This window comes from Streptomyces sp. NPDC017095 (assembly GCF_044332325.1).
Taxonomy (GTDB): Bacteria; Actinomycetota; Actinomycetes; order Streptomycetales; family Streptomycetaceae; genus Streptomyces.
This window is the reverse complement of the sequence record NZ_JBIROU010000019.1, coordinates 114890-133865: the sequence shown is the minus strand read 5'-3', so window position 1 is coordinate 133865 and position 18976 is coordinate 114890. Positions and strand designations below refer to the sequence as shown.

The 18976-nt window shown below is 73.1% G+C and carries 16 protein-coding genes; 7 read left to right on the top strand and 9 right to left on the bottom strand.

Annotated elements, in window-relative coordinates; genetic code table 11:
* Positions 1-360: 360 nt before the first annotated feature.
* The 4 genes from ACH4OA_RS30305 to ACH4OA_RS30290 all read left to right on the top strand — a co-directional run bounded on the left by ACH4OA_RS30305 (position 361) and on the right by ACH4OA_RS30290 (position 4743).
* Positions 361-957, top strand: coding sequence for a TetR/AcrR family transcriptional regulator (locus ACH4OA_RS30305; protein WP_397940826.1), 597 nt, complete (start codon positions 361-363; stop codon positions 955-957).
* Between the two features lie 399 nt (positions 958-1356).
* A complete protein-coding gene (locus tag ACH4OA_RS30300; RefSeq protein ID WP_397972402.1) occupies positions 1357-2925 on the top strand; it encodes a N,N-dimethylformamidase beta subunit family domain-containing protein in 1569 nt (522 codons plus the stop codon).
* A gap of 336 nt (positions 2926-3261) precedes the next feature.
* Positions 3262-3996: an NADPH-dependent F420 reductase gene (locus tag ACH4OA_RS30295; RefSeq protein ID WP_397972394.1), complete on the top strand. Its 735-nt coding sequence runs from the start codon at positions 3262-3264 to the stop codon at positions 3994-3996.
* 48 nt (positions 3997-4044) lie between these two features.
* On the top strand, positions 4045-4743 hold the full coding sequence (locus tag ACH4OA_RS30290) for a nitroreductase (RefSeq protein WP_397972391.1): 699 nt from the start codon (positions 4045-4047) through the stop codon (positions 4741-4743).
* A gap of 69 nt (positions 4744-4812) precedes the next feature.
* Here the strand turns inward: ACH4OA_RS30290 and ACH4OA_RS30285 are convergent, their stop codons facing one another.
* From ACH4OA_RS30285 to ACH4OA_RS30275, 3 genes are all read right to left on the bottom strand, one after another.
* Positions 4813-5838, bottom strand: a complete 1026-nt coding sequence (locus ACH4OA_RS30285; RefSeq protein WP_397940832.1) for an NAD-dependent epimerase/dehydratase family protein — start codon at positions 5836-5838, stop codon at positions 4813-4815.
* 157 nt (positions 5839-5995) lie between these two features.
* Positions 5996-6970 carry a TauD/TfdA dioxygenase family protein gene (locus tag ACH4OA_RS30280; protein WP_397946815.1) on the bottom strand — a complete coding sequence of 325 codons (975 nt, stop codon included), beginning with the start codon at positions 6968-6970 and terminating at the stop codon, positions 5996-5998.
* 250 nt (positions 6971-7220) lie between these two features.
* Positions 7221-8702 (bottom strand): DHA2 family efflux MFS transporter permease subunit, encoded by a 1482-nt coding sequence (locus tag ACH4OA_RS30275; RefSeq protein ID WP_397972389.1) that lies wholly within the window; start codon positions 8700-8702, stop codon positions 7221-7223.
* Between the two features lie 73 nt (positions 8703-8775).
* On the opposite strand from ACH4OA_RS30275, the gene ACH4OA_RS30270 reads away from it, so the two are divergent.
* Both ACH4OA_RS30270 and ACH4OA_RS30265 read left to right on the top strand, forming a co-directional pair.
* The gene (locus ACH4OA_RS30270; protein WP_397940838.1) at positions 8776-9207 is read left to right on the top strand and encodes a MarR family winged helix-turn-helix transcriptional regulator; all 432 of its coding nucleotides are present in this window, start codon (positions 8776-8778) and stop codon (positions 9205-9207) included.
* 261 nt (positions 9208-9468) lie between these two features.
* The gene (locus ACH4OA_RS30265; RefSeq protein WP_397972387.1) at positions 9469-10401 is read left to right on the top strand and encodes a DUF4232 domain-containing protein; all 933 of its coding nucleotides are present in this window, start codon (positions 9469-9471) and stop codon (positions 10399-10401) included.
* Positions 10402-10552: 151 nt separating this feature from the next.
* Here the strand turns inward: ACH4OA_RS30265 and ACH4OA_RS30260 are convergent, their stop codons facing one another.
* From ACH4OA_RS30260 to ACH4OA_RS30235, 6 genes are all read right to left on the bottom strand, one after another.
* On the bottom strand, positions 10553-10798 hold the full coding sequence (locus ACH4OA_RS30260) for a DUF5133 domain-containing protein (RefSeq protein ID WP_365881041.1): 246 nt from the start codon (positions 10796-10798) through the stop codon (positions 10553-10555).
* 186 nt (positions 10799-10984) lie between these two features.
* Positions 10985-11377: a DUF393 domain-containing protein gene (locus tag ACH4OA_RS30255; RefSeq protein ID WP_365941687.1), complete on the bottom strand. Its 393-nt coding sequence runs from the start codon at positions 11375-11377 to the stop codon at positions 10985-10987.
* Positions 11378-11523: 146 nt separating this feature from the next.
* Positions 11524-12846, bottom strand: coding sequence for a cation:proton antiporter (locus ACH4OA_RS30250; RefSeq protein WP_397946818.1), 1323 nt, complete (start codon positions 12844-12846; stop codon positions 11524-11526).
* 45 nt (positions 12847-12891) lie between these two features.
* A complete protein-coding gene (locus ACH4OA_RS30245; protein WP_397972384.1) occupies positions 12892-14352 on the bottom strand; it encodes a cytochrome P450 in 1461 nt (486 codons plus the stop codon).
* Entirely contained in the window at positions 14346-15458 is a 1113-nt protein-coding gene (locus ACH4OA_RS30240; RefSeq protein WP_397940849.1) for an alpha-hydroxy acid oxidase, read from the bottom strand. The genes ACH4OA_RS30245 and ACH4OA_RS30240 overlap by 7 nt, the downstream gene beginning before the upstream one ends.
* On the bottom strand, positions 15455-17080 hold the full coding sequence (locus ACH4OA_RS30235) for an NAD(P)-binding domain-containing protein (RefSeq protein ID WP_397972381.1): 1626 nt from the start codon (positions 17078-17080) through the stop codon (positions 15455-15457). Before ACH4OA_RS30235 ends, ACH4OA_RS30240 begins: the two co-directional genes overlap by 4 nt.
* A gap of 233 nt (positions 17081-17313) precedes the next feature.
* On the opposite strand from ACH4OA_RS30235, the gene ACH4OA_RS30230 reads away from it, so the two are divergent.
* Positions 17314-18837: a class I adenylate-forming enzyme family protein gene (locus ACH4OA_RS30230; RefSeq protein ID WP_397972379.1), complete on the top strand. Its 1524-nt coding sequence runs from the start codon at positions 17314-17316 to the stop codon at positions 18835-18837.
* Positions 18838-18976: the final 139 nt, after the last annotated feature.

Sequence of the window (18976 nt, the reverse complement as noted above, 5' to 3'; positions counted from 1 at the left end):
CCGCCGACCGGAACCCTCCCGTCTATTTAAAGGAACAAACCAGACATTTAACATCTACACCAATGAAGCATCGACGCGTTTCGAACCGTCGGCCCTGACAATACGGACCCCCATTCACACCCGCGCGGGATCAGGGGCGATTTCCGGGCACCCCTGGCCGAGAGCCGACCGCAGTGACGTCCGTCACATCTGTGAAGTAACGGAATATTCCATTCACATGACGCCACACGCCATTTCCGTTTATCCCGCGCCGTTTCACCCCTACACTCCGCCCGGCCCCCGCACCGCGACACGGAGGGACACATGACCAATCCGGCCCCCGCGCCTCCCCAAGGACGCCGCCAACGCAACAAAGCCAGAGTGCAGGAACGCCTCTTCACCGCAGCCCTGGAACTCATCGCACACCACGGCTACGACAACACGTCCATCGACGACATCGCCGCACACGCCGATGTCGCCCGCGGCACGTTTTTCAACCACTACCCGCACAAAGACGACCTCATCACGGAATGGAACACCCGCCGCGCCACCCAGCTCCACCGCGCCCTCACCACCCGGACCGGCGAACTCTCGCCCGGTGACACCCTCACCCGCTTCCACCACTGCCTCGCCGCGCTCACCGAACTCAACGAACAGCACCAGCAGCTCAACCGCACCATGATCACCGCCGCTCACCGGACCGGTCGCCTCACCACCCACCCCTCCCCCACCGCCCGGCTCTTCACCGCCATCCTCACCGACGGGCAGAAGCGCGGAGAGATCACCGAAGACCTCGATCCGCACCGCCTCGGCCACCTCATCGACGACACCTACCACGGCGTCCTCACCCGCTGGGCGGACCCCGCCACCCCCCGGGACACCTCCCTCTACCGCGAACTCCACGAGGCCTTCAAAACCTTCCTCACCGGCACACTCCCCCGCCCCGCCCACCCCGGCGAACACCCCCGCACCACCTGAGAGGCCCGGCAGCCACGCCCGGCCCGCACCGCCGTCCTGATCCACCCGGCAAGGGAGGAGCAACCGCCCGGACGCCCCCGGCACTTCAGCCGGTGAACCGACACGTCCGGGTGGAGCGGCGAGGGACCGTGCCGCAGCGGCCGGCGACGGCCGCGTGCATGCCGGCCGGAGAAGCGCGTAGCTGCCGGGCGGAGAAGGCGGTGAGGCAGGCCGCCGCCTCCTGGCGCACCACGCCACGTCGCCTCACCACAGATTCGTACCCCAAGACCCTGGCCGGCGCGGATGCCCTGCACCTGAAACCTCCCGCGGCCCGGGGCGAGGCGCGCGGTCCGCGTCGTTCTGTCACCTTGGCCCGGAGAGAGGTGACGCACGAGCGTGTGCAAGGGAGGCGCCATGAGCATGGGTCCCGCCCGGCAGGAGAGACCGGAACACGAGGCGGTCCCCGGACGGCGGCCGCCGCGCAGGCGCTTCCTCGGAGCATGCGCCGGCCTCGGGCTCGCCTCCGTGACGGCCGCCGCCTGCGACGCGCCCGGACACCGGCGGGCGGCCGTCTCCCACCGTCCCGAAACGGAACAGGACCGTACGGGTACACCCGATTGGCGTATCGCTTCCCGAGGTCCCGCTCCGGCCGTCGCCGGCTACGCGGACCGGGTGAGCGCGACCCCGGGCGAGGAGTGCGGCCTGTACGTCTCTACGACCGCGGCGTCCTTCCGGGTCTCGGCCTTCCGCGTCGGCTGGTACGGCGGAGCCCAGGCCCGGCTCGTGTGGACGTCGGAGCGCGTCCGGGGCCGCCGCCAGGCGGAGCCCCGCCTCCTGCCGGACACCCGCACCGTGCGCGCGGACTGGCCGCGCACCCTCACGTTCGGCACCTCCGGCTGGCCGGAGGGCGCGTACCTGCTACGGCTGGAGACGGACAGCGGTCACCAGCGTTACGTCCCGCTGATCCTGCGCTCCACGCAGGGCGCCGGCCGAACCGTCCTGATGCATGCCCCGGCCACCTGGCAGGCCTACAACCGGTGGGGCGGCCACAGCCTCTACGCCGGTGCCTCCGGCGCGTACGCCACCCGCTCCCTGGCCGTCAGCTTCGACCGGCCCTACGACGCCGACGGCGCGGAGAAGTTCATGGTGTACGAACGGGCCGCGGTCGTGCTGGCGGAACGGCTCGGCATACCGCTCGCCTACACCACCGGCACCGACGTGCACCGCGACCCGGAGGTCCTGCGCGGGGCGTCCGCGGTCGTCTGCCTGGGACACGACGAGTACTGGACCCCGGAGCAGCGCCGGCACGTCACGCGGGCCCGCGACGCCGGCAGCAATCTGGTGTTCCTGGGCGCCAACACCTGTTTCCGCCGGGTCCGCCTGGAGGACGGGCAGACGCGGCCGGACCGCACGGTGGTCTGCTACAAGACCTCGCTGCGGGCCGACCCCTGCTACCCCACCCGGCCCGCCCAGGTGACCACCGACTTCCGCAGCGCTCCGGCGCCGGATCCGGAGTCGTCGCTCACGGGAGTGCTCTACGAGGGGTATCCGACGGACGCGCCGTACGTCGTCCACGCGGCGGACCACTGGCTGTACGAGGGGACAGGCGTACGGCCCGGCGACGGCTTCGACCACCTGGTCGGCGTCGAATACGACCGGATCACCCCCGCCGCGCCCGTCCCCGCGCCACTGGAGATAACGGCCCACTCCCCGCTGGTGTGCGGTGGCCGCCGCAGCCACAGCGACTCGGCCTACTACACCGCAGCGAGCGGCGCGGGGGTCTTCGCCACCGGCACCATGCGCTGGGTGGAGGCCCTCATGGCCGGCACCCGGGACGGCGGCCGCGACCACGCGATGGACGCCCGTACCCGCGCCTTCGTAACCCGCACGACCGACAACGTCCTGCGCGCCTTCGCGGAGGGCCCCGCCGCCCGGCACCGCCCGGCACCGCGCCCGAACGTCACCGAGGTGTACAAGGGCCCGGCGTGAGACATCCCCGCCTCCGGCTCGCCGGCCACCGCCAACGTTCCACAGCGGCGGCTACGGCGACACCAGCGGGAACTTGACCGGAGGTAGCCTCCGTTTTAAGCTCCTCTCGTGCGGAGGCAGCCTCCGTTTCAGTGCCCGCCGGATCGTCGCGCGAAGAGTGGGGAGCGGTGCCACAGGCAAGCGGGGCCGCTGAGCTCGCGTGGGCCGCGCGGCGCTCGAGGAGGCTGCCGCCGCACCCGGAAGCCGTGCGGGGCGTCCCTCCCTGCCCTGCCGGTGCCTCATCACACCTGCCCGCCGTCTCTCCCGGGGGACGACGCACCCCCGGAAGGACCCCTCATGAAAATCGGCATCCTCGGAACCGGAGAGATCGGGACGACGCTGGCGCGCACGTTCGGCGCCCGCGGACACGACGTCGACGTGGCGAACTCCAGGGGACCCGAGACCATCGGCAGCGCCGTGCGGGAGTTCGGGGCGCGCGCGGTGACCGCGGAAGAGGCCGTTCAGGGCAAGGACGTGGTGATCCTGTCCGTCCCCTTCGCCCGTGTCCCGGACGTGGCCGGGCTCTTCGCCTTCGTCCCCGAGGAGACCGTGGTCATCGACACCTCCAACTACTTCCCCCAACTCGGCGGTCCCGTGGACGCGGTGGAGCAGGGCCAGGTGGAGAGCCTGTGGGTGGCGGAGCAGTTGGGGCACCCCGTGGTGAAGGCGTGGAACGCGGCTCTGGCAGGCACCTTGCGGACCAAGGGCGTACCGGCGGGCACCCCGGACCGCATCGCGCTCCCGGTCGCCGCCGACTCCGGCGAGGCGCGGCGCGTCGGCATGCGCCTCGTGGACGAGAGCGGCTTCGACCCTTACGACGCCGGCGTGCTGGCCGACTCCTGGCGTCAGCAGCCGATGACACCCGCCTACTGCACCGAGCTGGGTCTCGGGGAGCTGGGACCGGCCCTCGCCGCGGCCGACCGGACCGAGGCCCCGCGCCGGCGCGACCGTCAGATGGCACGCTTGGCCGCTCTCACCTTCACGCCCACGCTGGACCAGACCGTCGAGCTGAACCGCTCCCTCCACCGCTGACACACCCGCCCCGGCACCTCGAACCACACGTCCCGGAAAGGCACTTCCTTGTCCAGCACCGTCTCCTTCTTCACCGATCTCGTGCGCGCCAGGCACTCGCCCCGGCAGTTCCTGCCCACCCCGCTGTCTCCCGCGGACATCCGCGGGGTGCTGGAGGACGCGCAGACGGCACCGTCCAACAGCAACACCCAGCCCTGGACGGTGCATGTCGTCTCGGGTGCGGCCCGGGACACCCTGAGCAAGGAACTGCTCAAGGCGGAGGAGGAAGGCCGGACTTCCCCCGACTTCACCGCCGACTACGGCGACGGTGTCTACCGCGAGCGGTCCTACCAGCACGGCGCGCTCGTGTACGGGGCCCGGGGCATAGCGCGCTCGGACCTCGAAGGCAGGCGGGAGGTGTTCCGCGAGAACCTGCGCTTCTACGGCGCACCCCATGTCGCCCTGCTCTTCATGCCGAGACTCGGCGACGGGGTACGGACGGCCGGTGACATCGGCATGTACGCCCAGAACTTCCTGCTCTCGCTCACCGCACGGGGTTTCCACGGCATCCCGCAGGCCCTGCTCGGCATGTACGCGGGAACGGTCCGCGCGTCACTGGGTGTTCCGAGCGAACTCACCATGGCGTTCGGCATCGCCTTCGGCATCGGCGACCCGACGTCACCGATGTACGACATCGGCATGGGCCGGGTCCCGTTGGGGCAGAGCGTGGTCCTGCACGACACCCCCGGCGTCCTCGACGAGCAGTAGCTCCTGCGCTCGCGTACGCGCCGGGTCCCGGGCACCCCGCCTGCCGGGGCGCGCGGGACCCGGCCCAGGTCACTCCGTTCCGGCCGGGCGCGTGCCCCCGAGCCGCCTCTCGTCCAGTGCTTTCAGCAGGTGGCGCTCGCGCTCGCCGCTGAGGCCGGCCCGGCGGGGCCGGTCCAGGCCCTGTTCCCGTTCCCAGCGCAGGATGTCCGCCAGCATCTGGGCCCGAGGCCGGTGGCGCAGGCCTGCCGCGCTCGCCGCGGCGCCGTTGCGGGCGCCGAAGCCGGACCAGTCCGGGTCGGCCACCCACAGCGCGAGGGACTCCGGACCCATGGCCTGGACCACGTTCTGTTCGAGCAGCCAGGCCTCGTCGGCTTCCCTCACCGGCCCGGTGTGGCCGCCGATCCGCCGTGACAGCGCGACCCACTCCCCGAAGGGCACGACCGGGCCGACCGCGTCGTACGTTCCCGTCGTGCCGTTCTCCGCACAGTCCAGCAGCCATGCCGCGAGGTCTCGCGCGTCGACCACCTGCGTGGGAAGGGCCGGGGAGGCCGGCACCAGGAGCGGGGCCGACGGCTCGCGGGCCGCGCGGGCGACCCAGTAGCCGGAGCGCCCGCTGTGGTCGCCGGGGCCGCCGATCAGTCCCGCCCGCGCGATGAGGAGCCGGTCGCCCACCGCGGCCGTCGCGGCCTGCTCACAGGCCACCTTGGCCTCTCCGAACAGCCCGTGGTCGACCTCGTCGCCGCGGGCGGGCGGGAGCAGTTCCGCCGACTCGTCCGCGTCCGGCCGCGCATGCGAGGCATAGGCACTGACCGACGACACGTACGACCAGTGGCCCGCCCGCTCGCCGAGCGCCGCCAGCGCCCCGCGGACGAAGCCCGGCTGCCACGACACCTCGACCACGGCGTCCCAGTCCTGGCCCTTCAGGCTGTCGTACGCCTTCGGGTCGGCCCTGTCCGCGGCGGCCAGCACCGCGCCCTCGGCCGGTTCGCCGCTCTTCCCCCGGGCCAGACAGGTCACCCGATGCCCACGTGCCAGTGCCTGCCGCGATACCTCGCGGCCCACCCACGCGGTGCCGCCCAACACCAAGATCTTCATCAGTGCACTCAACCAGAGACTGCCGGCCCAGGCCTGCCCGCTTCGCTGAGGGCATAGCGGCGTCCGCGTGGACTCGTTGCCCTCGCGTCCACGGGCGCGGCCTCGCAGTGCGGTGGCCGAACTCGCCTGATTCCACCAGGCGTTGACGGCCCCAGGCTCACCAGTGGCCGGGCGCGCTCCCGGTGATCGCCTCCGAAGGGCGGCCGTCCACCCCGGTGGGCACGTCCCCGGCGAGCATCACCCGGTGCATGATCCGCGGGGAGCCGAGGTGGGCGTGGTCGCCGGGCGCGAGGTGGACGGTGGCCCGGTTGTCCCAGAAGGCGACGCTGCCCGGCTCCCAGCGGAAGCGCACGGTGTACTCGGGGCGGACGGCCTGCTCCAGCAGCATGTCCAGGACCGCCCGGCTCTCGGCGCGGGAGAGCCCGGTGATCTGCTCGACGTAGTAGCCGTTGACGAAGAGGATCCGCTCCCCCGTCTCCGGGTGGACCCGCACCAGCGGGTGCACGGTGGCGGTCTGGTGCTCCAGCAGGTGGCGGACGTAGGCGTCGTCGCCGGGCCGCGGCTGGTAACCGACCCCGAGCCGGTGCTCGGCCCGCAGGCCGTCCACGAACTCCCGCACGGGCGCGGAGAGTCCGGCGTACGCGGCGGCCAGATTGGACCAGGCGGTGTCGCCGCCGTACGGCGGTACGGCCTCGGCGCGCAGGATCGTCGCGGCGGGCGGATCGATCCGGGCACCGTGGTCGCAGTGCCAGCCGCGCAGCAGCGAGTGGCGGCGACGCCGCAGCCATTCGTCGTGCTCCATGCCGAACCGGCCCCCGAGTTCCAGCCGGTCGGCGGTGGTCTCGACCTCGGGCACACCCGCCGGGGAGGCGCTGCCCCGCCTGGGCAGCGCGACCGGCTCGCCGAACCGGCGCGCGAACGCGACATGGGAGGCGTGGTCGAGGCGCTGCCCGCGGAAGAACACCACCTTCCAGCGCAGCAGCGCCGCGCGGATGACCGCGACCACCGCCTCGTCCAGTTCCCCGGCCAGGTCGACGCCGTCGATCTCCGCGCCGATGTATCCGGCGGCCGGCCGCACCTCCACACCGGCCGCGCGCGCCGCCCCGTCCGTCCCCGGGCTGTCCGTCGTCATGCGCACTCCGGTGGTCGTAGTCGTCCGCGTTCCCGGGTGGCGGGCGGGAGGCTGCCGTCGGCACGCCCGTGGAAGAGGGCGGAGACGGCCGCGTACGACGCCCCGGCCGCCCCCCGGGCAACGGCCCGAAAATCAGACAGGCCCAGGTCCCCGCCCGGTCCGGTCGGTCACCGCTCACCCTATCCGTGGCGCCGGCGGGACGGCAGGGACGGGAAGGAGGTCCGTACGTACGCGAGCGGTGTTCCCGGGGTCAGGAGCCGACCCGGTCCCGCCGGCGTCGGGGCAGGACGGGCCCGGAGGTCCTGGCCGTGCTGCCGCGGACGGCGGCGCGGGCGGGGCCGTCGGGCAGGGTGAAGGCGAGGACCGCCGTCGCCGCCGCGATCGCGGCGAGGGCCAGGTACGCGTGCTGGTAGGCGGTGACGGGCGGCGCCGCGGCGGTCTCGGGCGGGGTGCCGAGGACGAGGGCGGTGGTCACGGCGGCCGGCGCGAGCGCGCCACCGGTCTGGCGTACGACGGTGTTCAGCATCGTGGCCTGGGCCAGGTCGATCCGGTCGAGGGTGGCCAGGGAGGCCACCGTGGTGGGCATGAAGAAGGTGCCGATCGCGGCGCCGAACAGGAACATGTAGCCGCGGACGGTCCACAGGTCCGTGTCCGCGTCGCAGGTGGCGAGGAGCAGCAGTACGGCGCCCAGACCGACCAGACCGCAGCCGACGATCAGGCGCGGACCGACCCTGGCGTACAGGGCACCGGCGACCTGCACGGTCAGCAGTACGCCGAACGCCTCGGGGAACGTGGTCATACCCGACTCCAGCGCGCTGCGGTGCTGGGCTTGCTGGACGAAGAGAGGGGTCAGGTACAGGGCGCCCATGATGGGTATCAGGCCGATGAGATTGATCAGGTTGGTGTCGCGGAAGAGCCGGTCGGCGAACAGGCGCAGCCGGAGCAGGGGTTGGGCCGTGCGCAGTTCGACGGCGACGGCGCCGGCCAGCAGGACCGCGCCGAGCAGGAGCGTGGTGAGGATGGTGCGGGAGGTCCAGCCCTGGTTGGGTCCCTCGCAGATGCCGAACATCAAGGCGGCCAGCGCGCCCGCGCTCAGCAGCAGTCCGGGCAGGTCGAAGCGGCCGGGCCGGCCGCCCCGGCCGCCGGCCAGGAACAGGGCGCCGAACAGCACGGCGGGCAGGCCCACCGGCAGATTGACGTAGAAGACCCAGCGCCAGGACAGGTGGTCCACCAGCAGCCCGCCCAGCACGGGTGCCGCGGCCGGCGCGATCTGCTGCGGGATGATCATGTAGCGGGAGATGCGCACCTGCTCCGCCGAGGTGAAGGTGGCGAACAGCAGGGCGGTGGAGGCGGGGAAGAGGACACCGGCGGACAGGCCCTGCACCGCACGGCAGGCGACGAGCTGGCCGAGCCCGGCCGCCGCCCCGCACAGCAGCGACGAACCGAGGAAGACGGTGAGCGCGGTCAGCAGGACGCGTTTGCCGCCGAACCGTTCGACCAGCCAGGCCGAGGCCGGGATGGCCATGGCCAGACAGACCGGGTAGACGACGACCACTCCGTCCAGCGCGGCGGTGGTCAGCCCGAACTGACGGGCGATCGAGGGCAGGGCGACGGTGGTGATCGCTCCGTCGACGATCGCGATGAACGTGACGCTGACGCTGACGACGGGGACGACCAGGCGCTGGCTGAGACGGGACGGCAGGGCGGACAGCACGGAGTGGCGTCGGAGCATATGCTGAGCATACTCACTATGAGGGATCTCAGCGTATGGCGGGGGCGAGGGCGGACAGGAGAGACTGAGCGCCATGACAGTGCAGGGCAGCAGCGACATCCTGATCGACGAGCTGTACGAGACGACGCACCGGCTACGACAGTTCGTGGAGGCCCGGTTGAGGGCGAGAGGGGCGTCGGTGGCCCGACTGCGGGCCCTGCGCATGCTCGCCGGGGCCCGGGAGCCGCTCCGCATGCGGGATCTGAGCGAGAGGGCGGGCATCGCCCCGCGCACCGCCACCGCGATCGTCGACAGTCTGGAACGGGACGGACTGGTGGAGCGGCTCCGCCATCCGCAGGACCGGCGCGCGTTCCTGCTGCGGCTCACCGAGGAGGGCCGGCGCTGTCACCGCGAGGCGGAGGAGATCGACCGCCTCGCCCTCGCCGAAGCGACCGCCGGGGTGGACCCGGACGAACGCGAACAGCTACGGACCCTGCTCGCGCGCATCCGCGCCAACACCGAGTGAGGGGACGCGGAACCCCCGGCCGAGGCACTTCCCGGCGTCCGGGACGGGGCGCCCGGCACCGCCCCGCGCCGGCCGTCGAGCGTCGCCGGCTCCGCGCGGCCGTGTCCCGGGGACCTCGCCGACGCCCTCATGGAACCCTGGCCGCGAAACGCGCAGGCGCGGGCCGCGGCAGTGGCCGACAGGCCGTACGGAGCGGGCCGTTGACCCGCCGTCGTGACGTACGCCACAGCCCGGCGGCCGGGACCCTGATGAAGTGTCCCGATGCGCACAGCCACTTGTCTCTTCCTGCCGGCTCTTGCCGCACTCCTGCTGCTCACGGCGTGCGGCTCCGGACAGCCGGGCAGCCTCGGCCCGGACGTGACCGGTCCCGCGAGCCGGCCGGCTGTCACCGCGCCGTCCGTGGACGGCGTCCGGATCACCTCGGTGACCCTCCCCTCCGGCACGCCCGCCGCGAGCCCAGGTCCGGACGGTTTCTCCGTCCACCCCGACCCGCTTCCTGACCGCGTCTCCGGCGTCTCGGCCGCCTACGAGGTCACCAACGACGGCACCGCGGCCCTGACGTACACGGTCCTCTTCGCCTTCACCACGGACACCGGCGAGGTCATGGCCAGCAGGGAGGAGACCGTCCGCTCGGTCGGTGCCGGGGCGACCGTAGGCGGCACGGTCCGTCTCGGGGAACTGGTGCCCGGAGCGTCGCCGGTGACCCGGGTCAAGGTCGCCAGGGTGACCAGGGTGCCGGCCGGCGAGGCGCCGCCGGCGTCCGGTCAGTGCCCGCCTTCCGGCATCCGCCTGAGCGCCGATCAGGGCGATGCCGCGATGGGGCTGCGCGTGGTGGGACTGCACCTGGAGAACTGCGGGACACGCGCGTACGCCCTCGACGGCTACCCGCTCCTCGAACTCCTCGACGAGGACCTGTCCCCCGTCGAGGGCGTCCGGATCGTGCGGGGCAGCGGGGGCATCAGCACCGGGACCGGATTCGACGAGCCGGCCCGCCCGCTGGTCCTGAAGCCCGGAGAGAGCGCCGTTTCCGGGCTGATGTGGCGCAACACCACCGAGGACGGCGCGCCCGTCGACGTTCCGTACGTCAGGGTGCGGGCGGAACGCGGCGCCGATGCGGTGACCGTCACGCCCCACCTCGACCTCGGCACCACCGGGAAGCTGGCCGTCCGCGCCTGGGCGCGCCCGCCGCAGTAAGGCCCCGCTCCGAGCCCCGGGCCCCGGGTTCCGGGGAACCACGGTGCGGGGGCCGCGGACCGGACTGGCCGTTCCGGGCGGCGCGTTGCCCGGGCACACGCCTCGTCCGGGCAGGCTTTCGGGTGCGCGGGGAGGGCTCGGCCGCCTGGCGTCAGGCGGCCAGGGTCTGTGTCGCCCTGGCGGCCGCGGGACGGTCCGTCCGCAGCCGGTCCAGAAGGGCGTCGGCGGTGGCGAGGGCCTGGTCCACCGACTGGGTGCCGGTCATGACGCACAGCGTGTAGGTGGCGTCCTCCAGTTCGCGGCTGGAGTGACCGGTGGGCTGCAGGTCATGGCGGAAGCGAGCGTCGGCGAAGCGGGCCAGCACCGCACGCAGTTCCTTCTCCGCAGGCAGCAACACAGCGACAACCTTCCCGAAAGGCGGGCCGTTTCACGGGGCCCGCGACGTCCGTGAGCGCGCACCCTCCACGCGGCTGCGCTGCCGGGAGTGGTGGATGCGTGTCCAGGGAGCCGTCTGCCCCGGTCTGATCACCGTATGCACGTTTGCTGTCGCGTCGAACAGAGAACCGGCGAACGGCCCTCCCGCTCAGTCGGCTCCCGGCCGCCGGCCGGGGGGCACGGCACAGGCCGGCGTGCCGCCGGGGAGGCGGTGGCGGTTGCGGGCGATGACGCGGTAGACGCCGTGGGCGGCCCAGCGCAGGGGCGGCAGTCGCAGGAGCGCCCCGGCGACGGCCCAGCCGCGGCCCGCGCTCAGCAGCGCCCTGGCGACCGCCTGCGCACCGCCGTACACCCGCCCGTCGGGGGTCACCCACAGGGCCTCGTACTCGGCCCGCTGCCGGGTGACGCCGAGGGCGTCCAGCTCGGCCCGCTGGCTGGCCTCGATGTCGCAGCGCGGCTTGACCCGTCTCCGGGCGAAGGCCACCGAAGCGGAGCAGAAACCGCAGTCGCCGTCGTAGACCAGCACAGGCAGCGTTCGCATGCCCTCCATGATGCGCCCTGACGGGCCTCGGCGGCCCAGCGACCGACGGCCGGCCCGCCGCCCGCGTGTCCGCGCGGCCGCGACGGACGCCCGGAGCCGGGGACGCGCGGCCGGCCGGACGGCGTGGCCGCCAGCCGGCGTCGTCGTCAGCCGGTGCCGTGGGTCCGGGGGCTGTGCCCGGTGGGTGCCGGGCCCGCGCCAGGGCCGGCGGAGGTCGTCTCGGCGGGTGTGGTCCGGTCCGGCAGGTCGGTGCGACCGCGCCGGTCCAGCAGGGCCAGCAGCGGGCTCGTCATCACCGTCGTCACCAGGGCGACGATCACGAGCACCCCGAACAGCGCGGGCGAGGCGATGCCCGCGGCCAGGCCGACGTTGATGGCGATGAGCTGCATCAGGCCGCGCGCGTTCATCAGCGTGCCGACGCGGACCGCGACGGCCTGCGGCTCGCCCATCAGCCGCGCCATGGCCCAGCAGGCACCGAACTTGCTGACGATCGCCACCAGCACGCAGGCCGCGGTGAACAGCAGCAGCCGGCCGTCGGACAGCAGCGTGAAGTCCGTGTTGAGTCCGGAGTAGGCGAAGAACAGGGGCAGGAACACGATGCGGCTGATGGGCGCGATGGCCGTCACCGCACGGGTCACCACCGGGTCGCGGGGGAAGGCGATGCCGAGGCTGAAGGCGCCGAACACGGCGTACAGGCCGATGCGGTCGGTGTACCACGCGGCGAGGAACAGCAGCAGGACGGTGACCAGCAGCATGTGGTCGTCGGTCAGTTGCCGCGCCCGTTCCAGGGCCGCGGGCCGGACGCGGAGGAAGAGCCACAGCAGCACGGCCAGGCCCGCCGTGCCGGCCACCGCCAGCAGGAAGGTGTCCGCTCCCCCGCCCGCCATGCTGAGCACTCCTGCCAGCAGCACCCACGCCACGGCGTCGTCCAGCGCGCCCGAGGCCAGGGAGACCGCCCCGAACCGGGTGTGGGTCAGGCCGCGTTCGGTGATGATCCGGGCCATCATCGGGAAGGCGGTGATCGACACGGTGACTCCGACGAACAGCGCGCCCACCGTCGTGGAGACGCCGTCCGGGTAGAGGTCCACCGTGCCGTGCGCCGCCCAGGCCAGCCCGGTGCCCAGGACCAGCGGGACGACGATGCCGGCCGCGGAGACCGGGACCGCCGTGCGGCCCACCGACCGGAGCCGGTCAGTGCGGAACTCGTATCCGGACAGGAACATGAACACGACGAGGCCGACCTGCCCCGCCACGTACAGCACGGGGCGGATCTCGTCCGGGAACACCGCCTTTTCCAGGCCGGGCGAGACGAGACCGAGGACGGAGGGGCCGAGGGCCACCCCGGCGACCATCTCGCCGACCACGGGCGGCTGGCCCAGTCGGCGCAGCAGCCAGCCGACGAGGCGGCACACGGTGAGGATGACGGCCACGGCGAGGAAGAACGCCGGACCCGTCTCGGTGGTCGACAACGGTGACTCCTTGGTGAGGAGACGCGGAGGGGAAGGTGGGGCCCGTCAGGCTCGCCGGCCCGGGTACGGGCAGGTGCGCGCGGCCTGCTCCCGCCCCGTCCCGGTGCCGGGCAGACCTTGGTCGCCGTCGAGCGGGCGGCCCTCGGTGTCGTGCCGGGCGAAGTACGTCGCGGCGGGCCTGGTGCGGTGGGCCTCCAGCACCATCCAGGTGCCGAAGAGGAGTTGCAGCAGGCTGCGTCCGACGTCCTCGGCCCGGTCCCGGACGGTCAGCGCCGTCCGCAGGACGCCTCGCAGAGGCCGTGGGAGCGGGCGGTCGCGGGGGACGAGCAGGCAGGGGGCGCGGTGCGGGATGGAGCGGGTGTGGCCGACGGGAGAGTCGAGTACGTACCGGGCCAGCACCTCGCGGGTCGCGGCGCGCATGACGACCGGGGCCAGGCGCCAGGCGGGGCAGGGCCGGTTGGCGGCGACGCCGAACGGGATGTGGTGGGCGTCCCGGGCGGAGAGCGACTCCCAGCGCGCGGGGTCGAAACGCTCGGGGTCCGGGTAGCCGGTGGCGTGGTAGTCGGGGTAGCTGAAGGCCAGGACGGAGCCCGCCGGGATGACCGGCAGGCCGTCGAGGGCGAGGTCCGCGGTGGTGATCCGGTGGGCCACCCCGAACAGCGGGTAGAGGCGGAACGTCTCGTTCATGACGTGCGTCAGGTAGCGGTCGTCGGCGGGGGTGGCCGCCACCCGCCGCTGTGTCTCCGGGTGCTGGGCGAGGACCAGCAGGAGGTGGGCCATCGCCTCGGACATCTGGACGACCGCGGTGTTGAAGAAGGTGCCCTGGAGGTAGAACGCCTGCTGGCGGCGGGTCAGGCCGGCGGGCAGCGCGTGGGGCACGTCCCCGGCGGCCAGCCGGCGCAGCAGATAGCGGGTCAGCCGGTTCCGGCGGCGCATATGGCGCAAGCGGGTGCACTTGAGGGCGTTGACGACGTCCTCGGCGTGGGCGACGATCAGCCGCCGGGCCTCGGCCGGGCACGGCTCCTCGAAGACCAGCCCGTAGAAGAACTCGGCCCACACCGGCATCATCAGGTCCCGCAGCCGCACCGCGCGCACGCGGCCGGTGCCGGCCGCTTCCAGGGCCTGCCGGGTGTGCCGGGCCGCGGCGGCGGACAGCCGCGCCGACGGGCCGGAGAGGATGTCGAGGGTGCGCCGGGCGACCTCGTCGTAGCGGGGGCCGGCCTCCAGGTGCTCCTGGTGGACGTCGGCGCCGGGCGCGAGCCAGTACCAGAACAGGTCGGACAACGCCGCGCCCTTGCTGCGGCCGGCGGCGGCCGGATGGCCGTAGACCTCCTGGAAACGGTCGGGCCCGAAGACGGCGTCGGGCAAGAGCATGCCCTCGTCGCCGTTGACGCGGGCGAAGACCTTCGTCCGCAGGGCGACGACCCGGTCGGGCAGCCAGGCCGGGGAGGACAGCAGCAGCGCGCCGCCCGCGGCCAGTGCCGCCGCCGTCGTCCTGCTCACCATGTCCGCTCTCCTTCCGGTGGCCGGTGCGGGAACCCGCGCGGGACCACCTGGTCGGCCGTGAGGTCCCCGGGCCGGTGTCCGCCGCACAGGGCGAGCACCCGGCCGAAGTCCTCGCGCAGCGCCGTCAGGGTCTCCCGCACCCCGTCCTCCCCGGCCGTGGCCAGGGCCCACAGCACGGGCCGGCCCACCCCGACGGCCCGTGCGCCGAGGGCGAGGGCCAGGGCGATGTCGGTGCCCCGGCGCACCCCGCCGTCCATGAGCACCGGCACCCGTCCGGCGACGGCGCGGGCCACGGCCGGGAGCGCCTCGACGGCGGCGGGAGCGGCGTCGAGCTGTCGTCCCCCGTGGTTGGAGACGAGCAGCGCGTCCACGCCCCGCTCGACGGCCACGCGGGCGTCCTCGGGGTGCAGTACGCCTTTGAGGACGAGGGGCAGACCGGTCAGTTCGCGCAGCCGTGCCAGGTCGTCCCAGCCGGCCGGCCACATGGTGATGTCACGGGTGCCGCCCGGCGCGGTGCCGGGCAGGTCCCGCATGTTCTCGGCCGCGAGTCCGGGCGGCAGATCGTGGAAGCCGTTGCGCAGGTCACGGGTGCGCGGGCCGAAGACGGGCGAGTCGACGGTGACGACGAGCGCGGAGCATCCCGCCCGTTCGGCGCGGCGCACGAGGGCGGCGGTGACCTCGGTCTCCGGTTGCAGGTACAGCTGGAACCAGACCACGGCCTCCGGGTCCGTCCCGCGGGCGGCGGCGACCACGTCCGCGACGGCGGTGGTGGCGGCCATTGGGGTCACCAGCGGGGTGCCGGTCGCGGCGGCGGCCCGCGCGGTGGCCAGTTCGCCCTCGGGGTGGGCGAGGCGGTGGAAGGCGGTGGGCGAGACGAACAGCGGCGCCGGCCACTTCCGGCCCAGCACGCCCACTTCGGTGTCGCGGCCGGCGCCGCCGCGCAGCACCCGGGGAAGCAGGGCGAGCCGGCCGAAGGCGTCCTCGTTCTCCCGGAGCGCCGTCTCCTCGCCCGCGCCGCCGGCGATGAAGTCGTAGTGCTCGGGGCGGAGCCGTTCGCGGGCCCGCTCGGCCGCGTCGCGGGAGCGGGCGGGGCGCGGGCGGGTCATGCCGGGGGCGCGGCGGGTTCCGCACCGGCCGGGAGGTCGTTCCCGGCGGGCAGCCGGGAGGCGAGGAAGGAGCGGAGCGGGCCGACGTGCACGTCGGGGTTGTCCCACTCGTTCTCCAGGTTCTCGGTGAGGTGGTGCTGGGCGACCGTCTCGCCGGTGCCGTCGGGGCGGAACTGCCGTACGACGGGGTGCAGATACCGCGCGTCGAGGCCGCCGGTGTCCTGCTGGGGCGTCCTGCGGACGGTGATGTCGAAGGGGTCGACCCGGTCGTGGTCGGCGCCGTACTCCAGCGTGACGGTGAAGTAGGAGGCCAGGTCGCCGAAGTCGCCGCGGGCGGCGGCCTCGTGCAGATGCGCCACCGGGACCTCCTCGCAGTAGCGCACCCGGCCGTCGGTGCCGGCCAGCACCGCGTCGCCGAGGAATCCGAACAGCTGCCACAGGGCCGAGGTGCGGTTGACCCGCTGGACGACCGCGCCCGTCACGGCGCCGGCGGAGGCGGGCAGAACGGTGTGCGGCCATTCCCGGCCGTGGTAGCGGCGTTCGAGTATGCGGTGCAGCGCCTTCACGCCGTACCGGAAACCGTGAATGAAGCCGTTGGTGGACTTCCTGAAGTCCAGGGACTGGGTGATGGTACCGGCGAAATACAGACCGGGCACGTTCACGGATTCCCAGGCGGGGGTGAGTCGTGGGAAGCGGTCCTTGACGACGAGGTCGGGACGGCAGTCGTCGTCGAACACCGATGCGTCGAAGCGGAATCCGGTGGCCAGAATGACCCGGTCGTACGGGATGTCCTTCACCACTTCCTCGACCCGGGCGAATTTCACGCTCACCACATAGGTGCCGTCCGGATTCCGCGCTATGCGCAGGATGTCACCGTCCAGTACGGCGTTCTGGGACTTGAGCTGGTAGGTGTCCAGGAAGTTGTTGTTGACGGCCCGCAGGTGTCCGACGAAATGCGTCCGCCAGGCCAGCTTGAGCGAGCCGGGGCCGGCGACGTGGATGACCGCTGCGGTCTCGATGAGGTTGTCCGCGGTTTCGAACGCGGAATTGCCACGCCCGACGATCAGCACCCGCTTGTCGGTGAACTCGGCCGGGTCGACGGACACCTCGGCGTAGTGTTCGGCCTCCTCGGCGCCCTCGATGGGCGGCACGTAGGGCCGCGAGACGCCCGTCGCGACGATGATCCGCCGGGCCCGGACAACGTTGCCATGCTGGTCCGTGGCGACGAACAGGCTGCCCTCGGACCGGCCGACGCGACACACGCGGGTGTTGAACCGGATGCGCAGCTCGTGCGTCCGCGCGAAGTCCGCCAGATAGCGGACCATGTCGTCGGCCGGGGGGAAGTACCGCGGGGAGTAGGCGGTGAACAGCGGCCCTTCGTCCGAGAGCAGCGAGTTCCAGTCGACGCGCAGCCGCAGCTCCGGATCGCTCCAGCCGGTGTGCACCTTATTGGAGGAGATAAGCGTCCGATGCCTGGGAAAACGGGTGAAGAAAGCGCCCGGAGCGTCACTCTCTTCGACGACGAGGTAATCTCTGCCGCTTTTCCCTAGAAAGTACCCGGCCTGAAGTCCGGCGGGACCGCCGCCGATGACGAGATAGTCAACCTGTCCTAAATCAGACATGGTTTTCTGCCTTCCGTGGGGGCGACGAAGACGATACTTGATGATTAAAGGACGAGGCCAGTCCGCCTCAACGTGATGTAGGTCACTCCCCCTCCGATGGGGTGAATTCTCCTGGTCGGATAACGTGGGCGGGTCATTGGCGGGTCATGTGCGCTCCCCCCTGCCCGGCATGGACGTTTTCCAGTCATTCACAGCGCCTTTACGTCGGTTTTTCCGGCCCACAAGGAGCCGAAGTGGACGAAAAGCCCGGAGAAGTCTTCCCGCGAGCACTGCTCGACGCGTTCCGCGACGCCCCCGGCCTGACCGCGTTCGAGTACGCGGGACGCGCGGTCACCCGCGGAGAGGTGCTCGTCTCGATCGCCGGCTTCGTGCGTGGCCTGCGCGGCGCGGGCCTGACGGCGGGCTCCCGCGTGGCCCTCGACACCGGGGTCACACCGCAGGCGTTCGCCGTCCGGCTGGCCGCCCATGTCGTCGGCTGCCAGGTCGTCGGTCTGCGACCGGGGCTGACCGGCGAGCACCTGCGCGACATCCTGGCCCGCGGGGTCGACGCCGTGGTGACGGACGACGCCGCGAGCCGGCCCCACCTGGCCGCTGCGGCGGACGGCATCCCGGTGCTGGAGACCGGCGGCGCGCTGCGGCCCCCGGCGTCCTTCGTCCCCGGCCCCGACGACCTCACCGCGCGGGGCGAGCCCGACGGCATCGGCGTTATCCACCTCACCAGCGGGAGCACCGGCCGGCCCAAGGGCACGCTGGTGACCTACGGCGCCCTGTCGCGGGGCTGGGCCCTGCAACCCGCCCGCTGGACCGACCGCACCCGACGCCTCGCGGCACGCTACGCACGGTTCCTGCTCTTCGGGACGCTCACCAGCGCCGTCATGTTCGAACACCTGGTCCTGGCGCTGCAGGGCGGAGGCACCGCCGTCATCCCGGCACAGCCCCTGCGGTTCCCCGAGGTGTTCGCCGACCTGCGCATCACCGCCTGCATGACGACGGTGCCGCGGCTGTACGGCATCCTCGACGCCGTACGCGACCGCGCCGTGGACACGAGCAGCCTGCGCGCCCTCGTCGTGGCCGGATCCCCCCTCGCGCCCCACCGGCTGACCGAGGCGGCGGAACTGCTCGGACCGGTGGTCCACCACGCCTACGGCCAGACCGAGACCGGGATGCTCACCCTGCTGGAACCCGACGAGCTGGCGGCCGATCCCGGCCTCGCCGACAGCGTGGGACGACCGCTCGACACCGTCGAGATGGCCGTGCGCGACCCGGACGGCCGGGACCTCCCCCGGGGACGGACGGGCGAGGTGTGGGTCCGGCTGGCGGACGCGTTCTGCGGCTACTGGGAGGACCCGCGGGAGACCTCGGAGGTGCTGCGGGACGGCTGGGTCCGCACCCGGGACCTCGGCCGGCTCGACACCCGAGGGCACCTGCGGCTGGCCGGACGCACGCGCGACATCGTCATCGTCGACGCCGTCGTCCACTACGCGGGCCCCATCGAGCGGGCCCTGGCCTCCCACCCCGGCGTCGACCAGGCGTACGTCGTCGGGATACCGGACGAGCGGACCGGCGAGGCGATCCACGCCTTCGTCGTCCCGCAGCCCGGCGCCGCCCCGGAGACGGACGCGCTGCGCGAGCTGGTCGCCCGGGAGGTGGGCGATGCCTGCGTCCCGGCCTCGATCGTCCACCTCACCGAGGTCCCCACCGCCCCCAGCGGCAAGCCGGACAAAGCCGCGCTACGGGCCCTGCTCACACCCCGCTGAACGACTCTGCGACGCTGCTGGGAGACGGCCGCGCACAGCCGGTGCCGGGCTGCCGTACGGCCCGCGATCCGTGGTGGGCGGGCGCCCGGCGGACCCGGGTTGACGGGCCGCCCACGGGGACGATCCACGGCGGACGGGC

Bases quoted from the DNA above. Each gene is read 5' to 3' on its own strand.
- ACH4OA_RS30300 (WP_397972402.1), top strand. From the start codon at position 1,357: ATGGGTCCCGCCCGGCAGGAGAGACCGGAACACGAGGCGGTCCCCGGA.
- ACH4OA_RS30295 (WP_397972394.1), top strand. From the start codon at position 3,262: ATGAAAATCGGCATCCTCGGAACCGGAGAGATCGGGACGACGCTGGCG.
- ACH4OA_RS30285 (WP_397940832.1), bottom strand. From the start codon at position 5,838: ATGAAGATCTTGGTGTTGGGCGGCACCGCGTGGGTGGGCCGCGAGGTA.
- ACH4OA_RS30280 (WP_397946815.1), bottom strand. From the start codon at position 6,970: ATGACGACGGACAGCCCGGGGACGGACGGGGCGGCGCGCGCGGCCGGT.
- ACH4OA_RS30275 (WP_397972389.1), bottom strand. From the start codon at position 8,702: ATGCTCCGACGCCACTCCGTGCTGTCCGCCCTGCCGTCCCGTCTCAGC.
- ACH4OA_RS30270 (WP_397940838.1), top strand. From the start codon at position 8,776: ATGACAGTGCAGGGCAGCAGCGACATCCTGATCGACGAGCTGTACGAG.
- ACH4OA_RS30265 (WP_397972387.1), top strand. From the start codon at position 9,469: ATGCGCACAGCCACTTGTCTCTTCCTGCCGGCTCTTGCCGCACTCCTG.
- ACH4OA_RS30255 (WP_365941687.1), bottom strand. From the start codon at position 11,377: ATGCGAACGCTGCCTGTGCTGGTCTACGACGGCGACTGCGGTTTCTGC.
- ACH4OA_RS30245 (WP_397972384.1), bottom strand. From the start codon at position 14,352: ATGGTGAGCAGGACGACGGCGGCGGCACTGGCCGCGGGCGGCGCGCTG.
- ACH4OA_RS30240 (WP_397940849.1), bottom strand. From the start codon at position 15,458: ATGACCCGCCCGCGCCCCGCCCGCTCCCGCGACGCGGCCGAGCGGGCC.
- ACH4OA_RS30235 (WP_397972381.1), bottom strand. From the start codon at position 17,080: ATGTCTGATTTAGGACAGGTTGACTATCTCGTCATCGGCGGCGGTCCC.